Annotated in this window: 18 protein-coding genes; 16 read left to right on the top strand and 2 right to left on the bottom strand. The window is 49.5% G+C overall.

Going from position 1 to position 15,476, the window contains the following annotated elements; all coding sequences use genetic code 11:
* The first annotated feature begins 72 nt into the window (after nt 1–72).
* From comGA to LSE01S_RS09645, 14 genes are all read left to right on the top strand, one after another.
* Nucleotides 73–1,041 (top strand): competence type IV pilus ATPase ComGA, encoded by a 969-nt coding sequence (gene comGA / locus LSE01S_RS09715; RefSeq protein WP_061777440.1) that lies wholly within the window; start codon nt 73–75, stop codon nt 1,039–1,041.
* Nucleotides 977–2,029 (top strand): type II secretion system F family protein, encoded by a 1,053-nt coding sequence (locus LSE01S_RS09710; protein ID WP_235808336.1) that lies wholly within the window; start codon nt 977–979, stop codon nt 2,027–2,029. Before comGA ends, LSE01S_RS09710 begins: the two co-directional genes overlap by 65 nt.
* Nucleotides 2,022–2,318, top strand: coding sequence for a competence type IV pilus major pilin ComGC (comGC, locus tag LSE01S_RS09705; protein ID WP_156470515.1), 297 nt, complete (start codon nt 2,022–2,024; stop codon nt 2,316–2,318). The genes LSE01S_RS09710 and comGC overlap by 8 nt, the downstream gene beginning before the upstream one ends.
* Entirely contained in the window at nt 2,311–2,793 is a 483-nt protein-coding gene (locus LSE01S_RS10985; protein WP_061777438.1) for a prepilin-type N-terminal cleavage/methylation domain-containing protein, read from the top strand. Before comGC ends, LSE01S_RS10985 begins: the two co-directional genes overlap by 8 nt.
* A gap of 129 nt (nt 2,794–2,922) precedes the next feature.
* Complete coding sequence (locus LSE01S_RS09695; RefSeq protein ID WP_061777437.1) at nt 2,923–3,372, top strand: hypothetical protein; 450 nt, start codon at nt 2,923–2,925, stop codon at nt 3,370–3,372.
* 277 nt (nt 3,373–3,649) lie between these two features.
* Nucleotides 3,650–4,669, top strand: coding sequence for an N-6 DNA methylase (locus LSE01S_RS09685; RefSeq protein ID WP_061777435.1), 1,020 nt, complete (start codon nt 3,650–3,652; stop codon nt 4,667–4,669).
* Nucleotides 4,670–4,683: 14 nt separating this feature from the next.
* Nucleotides 4,684–5,874 carry an acetate/propionate family kinase gene (locus LSE01S_RS09680; RefSeq protein WP_061777434.1) on the top strand — a complete coding sequence of 397 codons (1,191 nt, stop codon included), beginning with the start codon at nt 4,684–4,686 and terminating at the stop codon, nt 5,872–5,874.
* A 258-nt stretch (nt 5,875–6,132) separates the two neighbouring features.
* Entirely contained in the window at nt 6,133–7,542 is a 1,410-nt protein-coding gene (locus LSE01S_RS09675; protein ID WP_061777433.1) for an amino acid permease, read from the top strand.
* 110 nt (nt 7,543–7,652) lie between these two features.
* Nucleotides 7,653–8,501, top strand: a complete 849-nt coding sequence (locus LSE01S_RS09670) for an aldo/keto reductase (protein WP_061777432.1) — start codon at nt 7,653–7,655, stop codon at nt 8,499–8,501.
* Nucleotides 8,502–8,512: 11 nt separating this feature from the next.
* Nucleotides 8,513–9,121, top strand: coding sequence for a metallophosphoesterase family protein (locus LSE01S_RS09665; protein ID WP_061777431.1), 609 nt, complete (start codon nt 8,513–8,515; stop codon nt 9,119–9,121).
* A gap of 55 nt (nt 9,122–9,176) precedes the next feature.
* Nucleotides 9,177–10,592, top strand: coding sequence for a bifunctional metallophosphatase/5'-nucleotidase (locus LSE01S_RS09660; protein ID WP_156470513.1), 1,416 nt, complete (start codon nt 9,177–9,179; stop codon nt 10,590–10,592).
* Nucleotides 10,582–11,361 carry a YutD family protein gene (locus LSE01S_RS09655; RefSeq protein WP_235808335.1) on the top strand — a complete coding sequence of 260 codons (780 nt, stop codon included), beginning with the start codon at nt 10,582–10,584 and terminating at the stop codon, nt 11,359–11,361. The genes LSE01S_RS09660 and LSE01S_RS09655 overlap by 11 nt, the downstream gene beginning before the upstream one ends.
* Before the next feature lie 12 nt (nt 11,362–11,373).
* Nucleotides 11,374–12,168: a TIGR01457 family HAD-type hydrolase gene (locus LSE01S_RS09650; RefSeq protein WP_061777428.1), complete on the top strand. Its 795-nt coding sequence runs from the start codon at nt 11,374–11,376 to the stop codon at nt 12,166–12,168.
* Nucleotides 12,161–12,790, top strand: a complete 630-nt coding sequence (locus LSE01S_RS09645) for a TIGR01906 family membrane protein (RefSeq protein ID WP_061777427.1) — start codon at nt 12,161–12,163, stop codon at nt 12,788–12,790. The genes LSE01S_RS09650 and LSE01S_RS09645 overlap by 8 nt, the downstream gene beginning before the upstream one ends.
* 38 nt (nt 12,791–12,828) lie before the next feature.
* Here the strand turns inward: LSE01S_RS09645 and LSE01S_RS09640 are convergent, their stop codons facing one another.
* On the bottom strand, nt 12,829–13,500 hold the full coding sequence (locus tag LSE01S_RS09640) for a VTT domain-containing protein (protein WP_061777426.1): 672 nt from the start codon (nt 13,498–13,500) through the stop codon (nt 12,829–12,831).
* Between the two features lie 101 nt (nt 13,501–13,601).
* The gene (locus tag LSE01S_RS09635; protein WP_061777425.1) at nt 13,602–14,111 is read right to left on the bottom strand and encodes a phosphatidylglycerophosphatase A family protein; all 510 of its coding nucleotides are present in this window, start codon (nt 14,109–14,111) and stop codon (nt 13,602–13,604) included.
* A 122-nt stretch (nt 14,112–14,233) separates the two neighbouring features.
* Between LSE01S_RS09635 and LSE01S_RS09630 the strand changes: the two genes are divergently transcribed.
* Complete coding sequence (locus LSE01S_RS09630) at nt 14,234–14,821, top strand: peptidylprolyl isomerase (protein ID WP_061777424.1); 588 nt, start codon at nt 14,234–14,236, stop codon at nt 14,819–14,821.
* A gap of 22 nt (nt 14,822–14,843) precedes the next feature.
* Nucleotides 14,844–15,233 carry a CvfD/Ygs/GSP13 family RNA-binding post-transcriptional regulator gene (locus LSE01S_RS09625; RefSeq protein ID WP_061777423.1) on the top strand — a complete coding sequence of 130 codons (390 nt, stop codon included), beginning with the start codon at nt 14,844–14,846 and terminating at the stop codon, nt 15,231–15,233.
* Nucleotides 15,234–15,476 lie beyond the last annotated feature (243 nt).

The raw sequence follows: 15,476 nt of genomic DNA, 5'->3' as shown, positions 1-15,476 counted from the left end.
CGGGTTTTCCTTTTTTTTTACAAAAAAGTTGGCTGCGATGCCGGAATTAGCTTCAATGACGGGAGGGATAATATGGTTGAAGCACTGGTTAAGGAGTTACTGGGAGCAGCGGTGGCCCAACATGTGAGTGATATTTACATCGGTCGGCATGGCGAACAGGTTTGGATTCAATTACGACGACTCGCGGTCGTTTTGCTTTGGCGACAGGTCCCAACAACGGTTGGCGATCAATTGTTAACATATTTGAAATTTCATACCAACATGACCCTCAGTGAGCACCGCCGCCCGCAAGTGGGGGCACTGGATTGGCAAGCGGACGATCAGTCGGTGCCATTACGATTGGCGACCGTTGGCGATTATGCTGGGTCGGAGACTTTGGTGATTCGGTTAATCTTTGATCAGGCAACGACAATTGGTCACTATCTTCGGCCGGAACAGCCTGCTCAACTGGCAAAATTGGTTCGTCGGCGTGGCCTGTTCTTATTTGCAGGGCCAACCGGCTCGGGGAAGACGACAACTATGTATGCCCTGGCACGGCAGCTCAATGTCGCGGCAGTAGTCTTGGCTATCGAGGATCCGGTTGAAATTAGGGAATCAAATTTTACACAGCTCCAGGTGAATGTTTCAGCCGGGATGACTTACGCGGCGCTGGTCAAGGTGGCACTTAGGCAGCGGCCAGATGTGCTGATTATTGGTGAGATTCGAGATGCCGAGACCGCTCAGGTCGCAGTTAATGCCGCGCTGAGTGGCCATTTGGTTTTGAGTACGGTCCATGCGCGCAGTGCTGGTGGAACGGTGGCCCGACTTTTGGCGTTAGGGGTCACACTGCAACAACTCCAACAGGTCCTAACGGCGGCTTGTTATCAACGGCTGATCCCGTTGGTGAATGATGGGATGAGTACTTTAATGGATATTTTGGCAGACGATCAGTTGTTTCTGGGAACTAGGTCAATGACGGAAGGATGGCGACACGCTCTTGGTAAAGCAGAGCAGAGTGGCAAAGTTTCGGCGACAACGGCACGCGACTATTGGAATGGCTAAGTGGTCGCTGACCCAGCAGGCCTTCTTTTGCCATTTATTAGGCGAACAGTTACAAAGTGGGTTCTCACTGCAGGCGGCGCTGCAATTCATGCAACTAACTAATGAGCGGTCGCTACCTGGTCTGGAGCAGATAGAGCAATCGCTACTTACTGGAACCTCACTAATGGTTGGCCTGAAGCCCTACCTGCGACCGAATATATATTTTCAGCTGACATTGGCGACGACCTATGGCAATTTTAGTGAGGCACTGATTCAAGCGGCGGCGGTGCTAACGATGGTTGCGTCGCAACGACAACGACTCCGTCAGCTATTGGCCTACCCAGTGACGTTATTAGTGTTAATGGCGGGCCTGTTTCTAACGCTACAGCTGGGAATCTTACCCCAGCTTCGGTTGGGCATGACCGGTGGCATTACCCGTAGTTCGGCCAACTGGTATCCATGGGTGGGTGCCATTGGGGGGAGTGGGGTAGCCCTACTGCTGTTTCTTCAGTACTGGCGAAGTTTGAGTAGTCTGCGACGAGTTGAATGGCTGATTAGGTGGCCCGTGATTGGCAGCCTGGTTAAATCTTATTATGCCTACTATCTGACGGCGAACGTCGGACAACTAGTGGCGAGTGGTCTGAGCATTAAGCAGATGGTCCACAGTCTACAGCAGTTGCCATCCCAGGCCGTGTTATGCCAGCTCGCAACACAGTTAGAGGATGAATTGAATCGGGGGCAATCACCAACCGCCTGGATCAAACGACAGAATTGTTTGCCTAGGCAACTGCTAGTGTTTCTGACAAAAGGCAGTTCGACGTCACAGTTGGAGCGTGAGCTGATGACCTTTAGTCGGCTAGAGTATCAAAGATTGACTCGTCAGTCCGAACGGGCCTTGGCCGTGGTTCAACCGGTTTTGTTAAGTGTTGTGGCGTTACTGATTGTAATGGCCTATCTGCGTTTGCTTTTGCCGATGTATCAAAATTTGCAGGAGGGCTATCATGGCTAGCCGGCGTGGGTTCACATTAATTGAAATGACGATTGTTTTATTTATTATTTCCTTATTAGTCCTGATTGTGTTGCCCAATTTAAATGGTCAGCGGAAACGGGCTCAGGAGATTCACCGTCATGCCATGGTCACGGTCGTTCAAGGGCAAGTTACGGCGTATTTGGATGAATTTCCGCATGGGCACCCGGACTTGGCTAGTTTGCAGAAGGCAGGGTATTTATCAAGCCAACAGGTGCAGCAGGCCCAACAGGAGGGCATTACCGTTCAGGACGATCGGGTCCATGATTAGGCGGAATCCGCGCGGGTTCACACTAATTGAGATGACCCTCGTGTTACTGGTTACAACGACGTTGCTGACGATGGTCATCACTTGGATGCCACAACAGCCACAGGTTGCGGAACGGGCTTTTTGGCCGGCGTGGCAACGGTTATGGACCAGCGGTCGTGAACGCGTACTGGCTAGTCAGACTCAACTCCGGGTTCGTATTGAGTCGGAACGGCATCGCGTCGTATTGGAGACGAAGACGGGCCAGGTGATTGAGCGCTTGAATATTCCACCAACGTTGCGGCTAATTCGGGGGCGATCCTTACTCGTAATTTATGCCTCGGGAAGTGGTCGGAGCCAGACGCTCTGGTGGCAAAGTTCCGCGACAAGCTCACTTTGGAAACAGACCTTTCAGTTAGGAGGCGCCATTTTTTATGTTACGCAGCAAAGGTCACGGCTGGCTACTGCCGGATGCGCTGATCGCTTTGAGTTTGGTTAGTCTGAGTTTAACCACGACGTCTGCAGTTCTAAGCACGGCCCGCAGAGATGAACAGCGCTGGGTTGACCAAGTCCATCGAGCCCGCCAACGGCATGATCAGGTCCTCGCAAACTTGAACGAACGATCGTGATGACCAAACGAGGTGGGTTTAGTCTGATTGAGAGTCTATTAGCGCTGGCCATTACCGCCGGGTTACTAATCTTGACGACTGGAACGGGTCGCCAATTAACCCAGCCGTTTCGACACGATCGTTTGGCTTGGTACCAGGTCATTCAGGTCCTGGAACGACCAGGACAATTTCAGCTTGATAAAGTGGTGGGGGATACCTTGGTTTTAACCACCCTAACCGATCATCATGAATCGGTCCGGGTTGCGGTCGATAGCAAGTTGGTTCTACGGGTCACAAATGACCGGGACCAGGGCTACTACCCCTTATTGAATCGGGTGGTCGCGGTTCACTGGCACCCGTTAAGGACCAAGGGATTGGTATACATGCAGCTTAAGCAGGAGGAATTGCCGTGGGAAGAAACGATTCTCGATTTACGCGGACCAACGGATTCGTTACGCTCTGGGCAGTAATTTTTATGGGGATGATGGCACTGTTTATCAGTCTAATCCTGACAAGCCAGGCTACCCAAAGGGTCACGGGACGTGAATTGGTCAGTAACACTGAGCATGCAACCGAATTGCTCAAACGTGAGCATTTGAAACCGGCTCAAACCAAGCAGGATCGGCGTCCTGAACTGGAGAGGAATCGGGATTCTCTGGCTGGATTGCTTGAATAACCCATCAATAATCGGTAGTATAGATAGCGGATACAATCGAAATTGAGGTTTTCTTAAGGAGGCGAAGACACCTGTCACAAGAACAAACAGAAGCGTTCTTTAAGGTGATCGATGAATCAACCACAACGTTACAGTCTGCCTTACAGACATCCTACCTGGATGCCTTCATCGAGACAGGCGATAATCTCCTGAATGGTCAAGTTCAGGTGGAGGACGGTCAACCGGATGAAGCTACGGCAGCTAAGCTGACAAAGTTATACGCTTCCGTAGATTGGCGCGGGTTTGATGCCCCAACCATTCGACGATCCGTTCAATTAGTCTTGTTAAAGGCTATTCGCGTTGATGAAATTCAAGCGAACCATCAATTAACGCCAGATACCATTGCCTACATTATGGGGTACTTGGTAACTCGTTTAGAAAAGAATAAAAAAGAGTTGACCATCCTGGACTTAACGGTAGGGACAGGAAACTTGTTAACGGCAGTGTTATCGCAGTTGTCTGCGGTCGTGGCTGGTAGAATTAAGGCCTACGGGGTTGATAACGATGATACGATGTTAGCACTAGCTCAGACGTCTAGTGAACTGCAACAGTTGCCTGTGGAGCTGATTCACCAGGATGCACTGGAACAGTTACTGGTACCGGCGAGTGACCTCATCGTAGCAGATTTGCCAATTGGCTATTATCCAATCGATGATAACGCGAAGAACTTTGCAACGCGTGCGAAGGAGGGACATTCATTTGTCCATCATTTGTTGCTCGAACAAGCGGTCAATCAATTGAAACCAGGTGGCTTTGGGGTCTTCTTGGTCCCGTCCCAACTATTTCAGACCGAGGAAGCGAAGTCATTGCTTAAATGGTTACCGGGACATGCTTATCTACAAGGCCTGCTTAATCTGCCGAGTGAGATATTTGCCAATGCAAATGCGCAGAAGGCAATTTTGATTTTACAAAAGCCAGGTGAGCATGCTAAGCAAGTTGAACAAGTCATGTTGGGAGAATTCCCTTCATTCAAGAACCAATCAGCATTTCAAAAATTTGTTGCGGAGATTGTTCAGTGGGAAGAAGCCAACCTGCTCGACGATCAACAGTAAAAGGAGAAAACTACATGGGAAAATCATTAGCAGTTAACGCTGGAAGCTCGACCTTAAAGTTTAAACTATTCCAAATGCCTGAAGAAAAGGTTTTGGCAGAAGGGGCCGTCGACCGGATCGGTATGGGACACTCTCAAGTTGAAGTAAAGTATGGAGATGGCCAAAAGTACGAAACGACCGATGAAGTTCCTGATCACGAAAAGGCCATTCAATTAATGTTGGCAGCCTTAACGGACCTCCACATCATCGATGATTTCAAGGAAATTACCGGGGTTGGGCACCGGATCGTGGCCGGAGGTCAAGAATTCAAGGACTCCGCCATTATTGATGACGAGGTCTTAAAGAAGATTGAAGACTTGGCTGAATATGCACCCTTGCATAATCCCGCCGCTGCCTTGGGTATTCGGGCTTTCAAGAAGATCTTACCGGATGTCTTGAGTGTGGCCGTCTTTGACACGTCATTCCACACGACGATGCCAAAGGTTAACTACATGTACGCGATTCCTTATGAATACTACGAAAAATTTGGGGCCCGGAAATACGGGGCCCATGGAACGAGTCACCGTTACGTGGCTAACCGGGCGGCCGAACTATTGGGCAAGCCACTTTCCGAATTGAAGTTGGTGACGCTGCACCTAGGTGCCGGTGCTTCAATTACGGCGATTAAGGACGGTAAGTCTTATGATACGTCTATGGGCTTCACGCCGTTGGCCGGGATTGAAATGGCGACGCGCTCTGGGGATATTGACGCCTCACTGGTGGCCTTCTTAATGGAGAAGTTGAACATTACCGACCCAGAAGACATGATTAATATCTTAAACAAGAAGTCTGGATTAATGGGTGTTTCCGGTGTGTCTGGGGACATGCGGGACTTAGAAAGTGTTCAAGATGAAAACCCACGGGCTAAGCTGGCCTTGGATATGTTCGTCAACCGTGTTGTTCGTTACGTAGGGAGCTACCTGGCTGAATTGGGTGGTGCCGATGCCATTGTCTTCACTGCGGGTATTGGTGAAAATGATGCCTGGATTCGTCAACGCGTGGTTGATCGGTTGAGTTACTTCGGTTTAGCTATCGATCCTGACAAGAACGACGTTCGTGGTGTTGAACGAGACTTGAGTACCGATGATGCTAAGATCAAAACCTTCTTGATCCCAACGGATGAAGAATTAATGATTGTTCGTGACATCGAGCGGCTTCGTAAATAATTAATCAAATATTGACGGGGACTTGGGGGATTGCCTCCAGGTTCCCGTTTTTTTCTTGCAGGCCTGGGATATGGGTGCCCTCCCGCATAGGTTGACGGGGACCTGTGAATGGTGAAATATTCTCATCAATCTCATAATCCTAGACTAAGATCGCGTCAGGTTAGGGTTTTGGACTAACTTAGATTGGAATTCGGTCTCATTTGGATTGGTAATGTGGTTAGATGCGTGTATAATATATTTCAACAAGGAGTGATTAAGGTGAAGGAAAATCAATCGAACCAAAATCAGGAGTTCTCGCGAGGGCTGAAGAGTCGTCACGTCCAATTGATTGCGCTAGGGGGAACGATTGGTACTGGGCTGTTCTTAGGAGCGGGCCAAACCATCCACCAAGCGGGCCCATCGATTTTAATTGCCTATTTAATCGCCGGGATTGTGTGTTTCTTGCTCATGCGGGCGTTAGGAGAATTACTTCTTTCTGACTTAGGTGTTCATTCATATGTGGACTTTATCCGCCAATACCTCGGTGAAACTTGGGGATTTGTGGCAGGTTGGACGTACTGGGGGGCTTGGGTCACCATTGCGATGGCCGAGGTTACCGCCGCCGGACAATACATGCAGTTTTGGTTCCCACATATCCCTCAGGGGGTCACGGCGTTAGTTATTCTAGGAATCTTGTTAACGATTAATTCAATTACGGTGAGTGCATTTGGTGAAACGGAATTCTGGTTTGCGATTATCAAGGTGGTCGCCATCATTGCCCTGATTCTCGCCGGAGCTTACATGGTTGCCGTTCACTTTCCAACGCCGGCCGGACACGCCAGCGTGACGAACCTGGTCAGCGATGGATTCTTTGCCAATGGGGCTAAGGGATTCTTCCTGTCCTTCCAGATGGTTATCTTTAGTTTCGTTGGGATCGAAATGGTTGGGATGACCGCATCCGAAACGGCTGATCCGGAGAAGGTTATTCCCAAGGCCATCAATGAAATCCCCATGCGGGTTATCCTGTTCTACCTAGGGTCATTGTTGACGATCATGTGTATTTATCCTTGGACGGCGGTTTCACCATCCGAGAGTCCTTTCGTGCAAGTGTTTAAGAACGTGGGGATCACCTCCGCCGCGGCTGTAATTAACTTCGTTGTTTTGACGGCGGCTGCGTCCGCATGTAACAGTGCACTGTTTACGACCGGTCGGATGATGTTTTCGTTGAATACCGAAGGCAAGTCGAGTTTTGCCAAACGCATGGCAACGTTATCAGACAAGCAAGTGCCAGTCCATGGCATTCGGTTCTCGACGGCGATTATTGCGATTGGGGCGTTCATGAACTTCTTTATGCCAGGCCACGTCTTCTCATTCGTTTCGAGTGTAGCCACCACGTGTTTCTTATTCATTTGGGGATCGATCGTGTTGGCCCACATCAAGTATCGTCGGAAATTACAAGCAACCGGCGAACCCGGTCATGGGTTTACCATGCCGTTGTTCCCGTGGACCGACTACATTATCCTAGCCTTTCTGGGTATGGTCGGCGTTATCCTGGTCTTCAAGACGGATACGTTGATTGCATTAGGTGGGTCCATTGTCTGGTTAGCTGGCCTGACGATTGCCAAGCGAATGCGAAACCGGCAGCTTGAAGAGGAACAAGAAAAAGAAGCAGAAGATCCAGAAGAATAAGCTGATGATTTCTGAGGAGCGGTCCTGATGGGCCGCTCCTTTTGTTCAGATGCTGTGGAAAATCGATAGAAGTGCTACCATATAAATACGAGTGAAAGGGGCGTATCGCGATGAAACAAGTCAAGCTTGCAGGTAAAAAGGTCCCAGCTATTGGTATCGGGACCTGGCATATGGGGGACGTTGCTAGTCAGCGATCTCAGGAAATTGCGGCCATTCGATCCGGCATCGACGCCGGAGCACAGGTTATCGATACGGCGGAAATGTATGGCTCGGGTCGATCTGAAGACCTAGTCGGTGAAGCCTGGCAACCTTATGACCGGGGATCACTGTTCCTCATTTCGAAGGTCTTACCTGAAAATGCTTCGCAGGTGCGAATGCGCACGAGTTTGATGGCAAGCTTGCGGCGATTACGGACCGACTATGTTGACTTGTATCTGTATCATTGGCGGGGAAATGTCCCACTTGCTGAAACTGTCGCCACCTTGCAGGGATTACAGGATGAAGGACTGACTAAGGCTTGGGGTATCTCGAACTTTGACCGGTCTGATTTGCAAGAATTATGGCAGTTGCCACAGGGGAAACAGGCTGCGGCCAATGAGGACCTATATCACATTGGGAGTCGCGGGTTGGATTATGACATTCTTCCCTGGCAACGCGCACACGATCTGCCGTTGATTGCCTATTCACCGATTGCCCAGGGTGACACCCGGGGACAACATCTGAGTCGGAGCCAGGCCTTGCGGACGGTCGCGGCGCGGCACGATGCGTCTATCTATCAGATTATGCTGGCTTGGGCCATTCGTGACGGGCACACCGTAGCCATCCCCCAAACAAGTTCGATGAGTCATATGCACGACAATTTAGCCGCGACGACCCTCACGTTGACGCCAGCTGACCTTGAGTTGCTGGATCAAGACTTTCCAGCACCCACGCAGAGCACCCCGTTGGCAGTTATTTAAGGAGAATATAAATGAATTATTTTACAGCGGATACCCACTTTTTTCATAAAGATCTATTAGGGATGAGTGACTTTGCTCCCCGACCATTTGATTCGGTAGAAGAAATGAATCAGCGGATTATCGATAGTTGGAACGACCGGGTGGCACCAACCGATACGGTTTATCACCTCGGCGATATTGCGTTGTACTTTACCCATCCGGCTAGCAAGTCTAACGAGGCCGTCGGGGAGGTCTTGTCCCAATTGAATGGCCACCTCGAATTGATTAAGGGAAATCACGATAGCCGGGCGTTATTTAAGTACTTAGCCGCCAATAATCCAATTGATCACGGCCGAACCAAGTATGCTTTCCACGACGTGGGTGCGCTGATTAAGTATGATCACCGGCAGTACTACTTGACGCATTACCCAATGATGATGGGAATCGTCAAGCAGATAATTAACTTACATGGTCATATTCATCACTACGCGGTTCCCGTGAAGGAGAACATTAATGTTGGCGTCGATACCCCGGAACAGAAGTATCTGGATGAAAAATTACCGTTTGGAACGCCGTTTTCGGCAGCGGAAATTGAACAAATGATTGCTGGCAAATTTGCGGAGTTTAAGGACCGGCAATAGGCTTGACCGTGGGGCAGGGATGCCGTAGGATTAACTCATGCTAAGGGAGGGTACTATGGAATGGTTGACCATTTTGCATACGAATGATTTGCATTCACATTTTGAGAATTGGCCACGGATCCGTCGGTATCTGACAACGACAAAGCGGTCGACGCTAGCTAGCGGGGAGTCGGTCTTCACCTTTGATTTGGGCGATCACGTTGATCGGGCCCAGCCCTTCAGCGAGGCGACGGCTGGTCAAGGGAATATCCAACTGATGAATCAGATTGGGTATGATGGTGCGACTATTGGTAATAATGAAGGCTTGGGGTTTACCCGTAGTCAACTCAACCATCTTTACGATCAGGCCAATTTCCCCGTTATTCTGGGGAATCTGTTGACGGCCGACCAGCACCGGCAACCCGATTGGGCGGTTGATCATCGATTGTTGACCACGGAAGCGGGGACTAAGGTCCTGGTGCTGGGACTGACGGCGCCGTACCAATTAACCTATCCATTGGCTGGGTGGCAGCCGGTAGCGGCTAAGTTGGCCTTGAGTCGACTACTGGCCAAGTATCGATCCCAGGCCAATATCTGCGTGTTACTTTCGCATCTGGGGCTCGACGTAGATCGTGAACTGGCGCGGTCATTCCCCGAGTTAGACGTGATTATTGGCAGTCATACGCATCATTTACTTCGGCATGGTGAGCTAGTGGGACAGTGTTTGTTGGCCGCCGCGGGTAAGTTTGGCCAGTTTGTTGGTCGTATCCAGTTGGGCTTCAACTCTGCCCATCAATTAGTTTCGCAAGCGGCCAGCGTGGTGGCGACGGCTGACCTCCCAGTAGAAGCAGTTGATCAGACGGAGATCACCGGCCTGACGACACGTGGCACGACTATTTTGACAAGGCATCAATTTGCTCAGCTACCAAAGCGCTTAATTGCCAACCCCAGTGGGCATCCAGAACTGGTACAATTAGGCATGCAGGCCATTGCCGCTGCCGCGGGAACGCAGGCCGCCGTTTTGAACGCTGGTTTATTTTTACACGACTTACCGGCGGGACCCGTCAACAAAGAACAGCTATTGACCTTGCTCCCCCATGGGATGCATGTGATGCGCGTGACGCTCGATGGTGAGAATCTATGGCGGCTAGTGCGGGAGTTCGAATTGGCCCGTCGATTCTTGCGGTTTTTTCCGCAAAAGGGGATGGGTTTTCGAGGAAAGGTCTTTGGTGAGTTAAACTATTTAGGTATTAGTTATGATCCAGATACGCAGACGGTGGCCTGGCAAGGGGCGCCGTTAGTGAAGACGCGGCGGTATACGCTCGCTATGGTAGACCATTACCTTTTTATTCCCTTTTTCCCAACCATTTCAATCATGGGAGAAAATGACATTTTATATCCAGAGCTTTTACGGGAGGTCTTTGAGCGCTATCTGGCGCTACATTACCCGTTAACAATTGGCAACAGAGAGGAAGATGAAAGTGGATCGTAAAGACTTAGAAGCACTGGTCGCCGAACAGAAGGAAACACGCGCACCAGCGGCCGAGATTGTCCGGGTTGATGAAACGCATATTAACATCAACGGGCATCCTTATGAGCTCGTGGCCAATGTACGAGATGGCTTTGACTTTGTAGAGTTCTCCCAACGCTTTAGTACGATTTTGAGTAAGTTCGATTATCTTGTGGGCGATTGGGGCTTTGAGCAATTACGCCTGAAGGGGTTTTACGCCGAGGATCGGGCTGGTGCTAAGCAGAATCAGATTGATGCCGTCCAGGACTATCTTTATGAGTCCTGTAATTTTGGGTGTGCCTACTTTATCTTACATAATTTGGATGTAAAGACCGCGCCTAAGCCGAAACGGTCCCGTTCACGTCGCCGAAATAGTGGCAATAATCATGGGACTGAGTCGGGAACTGGGCAACAGGCCGTGACCGCTGAATCGGTAACGACTGAAAAATCTTCGCAAACGGGGACAAAACCCGCTCGTCGCCGTCGTTCGCGTCGGCCACGGCATCGTGGTGGTCAGGGTCAATCACAGAATAATCAAAATCAAACCCGGCCAGGCACCAAATCACAGAGCTCAGTTAAAAAGCAGCCTAAGAATCAATCTAAGTCGCAAGCCCGGAATCAAAATCACCCATTCAAGGAAGAACACCGTACAGCGACCGAGCCCGCGACGAAGGCTGGCAAGACCGTGACGGTGGCCACGGGTGGCCAGGGCCGGCGACACTTTACGATTCGCCAAAAACAGGAGAAGTAGGGAGACAGACGCGTGAAAGACTATCAAGCATATTTGATCGATTTGGATGGCACGGTGTATGCCGGTTCACAACGGTACCCAGCGGCTAAGGCGTTTATTGAACGTCTTCAGGCTGCCGGGAAGCCGTTCAAGTTTGTGACGAATAATACGACTAAGTTGCCCGCTGATGTGGTGGCTAATCTGGCGGATAATCACGACATTCACGTGAATCCAGAGAATGTTTACACCGCGGGGTTAGCCACCGCGGACTATCTGGACCAGCTTGCGGGGACTACTGGTGATCGGACCGTGTATGTGGTCGGTGAGATTGGGCTGCGACAGGCATTGGCTCAGAAGGGGTTCATCACTGACGAGGCCCATCCGCACTATGTGATCGTTGGCCTAGACAGTGACGTGACGTATGAAAAATTTGCGAAGGCTATTCTGGCTATTCGTTCGGGATCGACCTTTATCGGCACCAATTCGGATTCGAATATTCCGAAGGCCCGGGGGCTCATGCCGGGTGCTGGGGCATTAGTGGACTTGGTGCGCTATGCTACCCAGACGGAGCCAATCTTTGTTGGGAAACCGGAGCCGATCCTAATTGAAAATGTTTTGGAACAGATGCAGGTTCCCACGGATCAAGTCATCATGGTTGGGGACAACTACCAAACGGATATCTTAGCGGGTATTCACGCACATGTCGACACGCTGTTGGTGTATACAGGGGTGTCGACGCCGGACCAGATAGCTCAGGTGGCAGTGCCACCGACCTATGAGATTGCTTCTTTGGATCATTGGGACTTGGAGGCGGGGCCAGTTGAATAGAGCACAACGTTGGGGGGGCTTGACTGCACTGATTTTGACGATCGTGACACTAGCCATCTTTCTCACCATCAATGCCGTTTGGCTGTATCGGTTGAATTTAACTTGGTTAAGGGTGCCGCAATCCGTGAATATGCCGGCCGGTACCATTATGCATAACTATCATCAGATGCTGGCGTATTTAGAATTACCCTGGGTAACGGACTTGAAGATGACCAATTTTCCAACGTCGTATACGGGGATGATTCATTTTGCCGACGTAAAGCATCTGTTTTTCGTCAATAACCTAGTGCTATTGCTGATGCTCACTCCCGCGGGGTGGTATCTCCATCAGGTCAGGCAACGGTCTGAACAGTGGCGATTGCTCCGTCCCATGCAGGTGGCTGCAGCTGTCCCGGTGGTATTAGGGGCCATGATGGCCGTTAATTTTGATCAATTCTTTATTGCATTTCACAAAGTCCTATTCCGAAATAATGATTGGTTGTTTGATCCAAGATTGGACCCCATCATCACGGTGCTGCCAGATACTTTTTTTCTCCAATGTTTCTTACTAGCTTTTCTGTTGTTTGAAATTGCCGTAGGGGGCCTGTATTGGGGCGCACGCCATCGGATAAACCAGGCATAAAAAAACCACTCACCTCGGTGAGTGGTTTTGTTTTCTCGTTAGTCATCTTCTGGTACTTTAGGTGCAGTAGGTGCGGGCTTTTTTAAACCGCGGACCCAGCCAACCACGGCTGGGATTAAAGAAATCACGATGATCCCGAGAACCACCGCGGAAAAGTGGGCCTTAACGAACGGAATGTTGCCGAAGAAGTAGCCACCGCCGCAGCAAATGAATACCCATGTGAGAGCGGCACTGGCGTTGTACTTGATAAAGCGTCGGTACGGAAATTGTGAACCGGCCGCCGTGAAAGGGACGAACGTCCGGATGATTGGCATGAATCGTCCAAGGAAGATCGCCAGTGGACCGTGCTTATGGAAGAAAGCTTCCGATTGAGCAAGTTTATCTTTATTGATGAGGCGGCTAAACAGCGAGTGGTTGGACAAAGCTGCGCCGGCACGTTGCCCCAGGAAGAAGTTCAATGAGTCCCCGCCAATGGCGGCAATTAGGAACAGGCCACTGAATAGCCAAATATTAAGGCCGTATGCTGGGTTAGCGGCTAAAGCGGCCGCGGCGAACAAAAGTGAATCTCCGGGAAGAAATGGGAGAATGACCGCGCCAGTCTCCACAAACACAATGGCAAACAAGATTAGATAGGTTGAGCCACCGAAGGTATTCACGATACTGACTAAGTGACTGTCGATGTGTAAAACAAAATCGATTAAATATCCCAATATAGCTACTCCTTAAAACGTAATTTGAATGATCCACATTATAGTGGGTTTTTGTTAGGACGTCATGCAATCCGAGGAAACTTAATAAAATGATAATGCGGCTATTGGAAGGGAGAGTCTTCTTCACCTTCGTCACCATGAGCGAGTCGGGCGGCAGCGGCAGCAGCAATGGCGCCTACGAGGTCGTCTAAGAAGGTGTGAATGATTCCAGGTTCATGGGCGTTGAGTTTCTTAAGAATCCCTGGCTTAACGCGATCGATGTAACCGTAGTTGGTGAATCCGATTGACCCATAGATATCGACGATTGAGAGGGCCATTGTTTCGTCAACGCCGTATAGACCTTCATCGCGTTCGACAATTGTCTGTAGTGGCTCCAGCAAGTGGTTGGCTTCGGCGGCCATGTCTAACTGAATGCCAGTAATCACGGCGTTTTGCACTTCACGCTTACTGAGAACGGTGTGAACACTAGAGAGAGCAAGCTCTGGGGTCAAGTCAACAATGTAGTTTTTTTGGAGAAAAATAACGAGGTCCGCAATGTCTGTCAACTCGACACCGCGGCTATTTAAGAGGTCGATGGTTCGTTGTCTTAGTGCAGTCGTTGGTTTGGTCATAATTTCGTCACTCCTTAATTTATGGGATTAGTATACCACTGGGGGTCTTGGTTGCATTTTTCGGGCTGGGCGGTGATAATAGATAAACAGAATACTGCTATGAATAGATATGGAGGATAATTATGACAGAGTTTCCACAAATTGATTTGGCTAACGCCCAGGGACCCAAGGTTAAGATTGAAACGTCCATGGGAGTCATTCAACTGCAGCTCTTCCCAGAGCAAGCACCCAAAACGGTTGAAAACTTTGTAACCCATGCAAAGGCTGGCTATTATGATGGATTAACCTTTCATCGGGTAATCCCTAACTTTATGATTCAAGGTGGCGATCCGACCGGAACAGGTATGGGTGGCGAAAGTATCTGGGGTCAACCATTCGAAGACGAGTTCTCTAAGGAGCTATACAACTTACGGGGAGCAATCTCAATGGCTAATGCTGGTCCTAACACCAACGGTAGTCAATTCTTTATTGTTCAAGATACGGATATGACTGACCAGATGCAAGACCAAATGCGGGATGCCGGGTTCCCTGATGAGATCGTCGATGCCTACAAGAATGGTGGGACGCCTTGGTTGGACTTCCGTCACACGGTGTTTGGCCAGGTAATTGATGGAATGGATGTCGTCGATGCGATTGCCAAGGTTAAGACGGATGCTAGTGATCAACCGGCCGAAGCCGTCACGATGGATAAGGTCAAAGTAGAAGAGTAGATTTTATAGGGAGGTGATATGAATGGACTTTAAGATCGGTCAGCGGGTGAGTGGACAAATTACTGGGATTCAACCCTATGGGGCGTTTGTCAGCCTAGGTGATCATCAACAAGGGCTCATTCATATCTCTGAATGCCATTATGGTTACGTTAAGGATATTCACGACTATTTGAAGGTTAACCAAGAGGTTAATGTAGTGGTCCTGGATATTGATGAGTTCACCGGGAAGATCAGTCTTTCCTTACGTTGCTTAGAGCACGCTGAAACGGCAACCGAGCTGGGTGATCATCAGCACCGGCATTATTGGACGAATCATCGCATTAAGATTGGATTCAAGCCAATTGCGGAACGCTTACCGGGCTGGAAACGTGAAGCTTTACAACGACTGAATAGTGAGAAGGCTTCCTCGTAAGGAGGGAGCCTTTTTATTTTTGAAAAAATGCTTGACCAGGTCTAATTATCTTGATAAGATATTATCTGTTGTCGCGAATTGACTTGATATGTATAAAAATAAAGTTGATGAATAGGAATACAACTTTAAAATAATGCTTGACGGAGACGAACGCGACTGCTACAATGATTTATGTTGTCAAATAAGTCATGCCGATAAATAACGAGATTCAGCGATTGAATATATATTCAATTTCACAATAAA

Origin of the sequence: Levilactobacillus senmaizukei DSM 21775 = NBRC 103853, assembly GCF_001592085.1 — a bacterium.
Classification (GTDB): domain Bacteria; phylum Bacillota; class Bacilli; order Lactobacillales; family Lactobacillaceae; genus Levilactobacillus; species Levilactobacillus senmaizukei.
The sequence above is the reverse complement of the archived record's forward strand: the minus strand, read 5'-3'. Positions and strand labels throughout refer to the sequence as shown.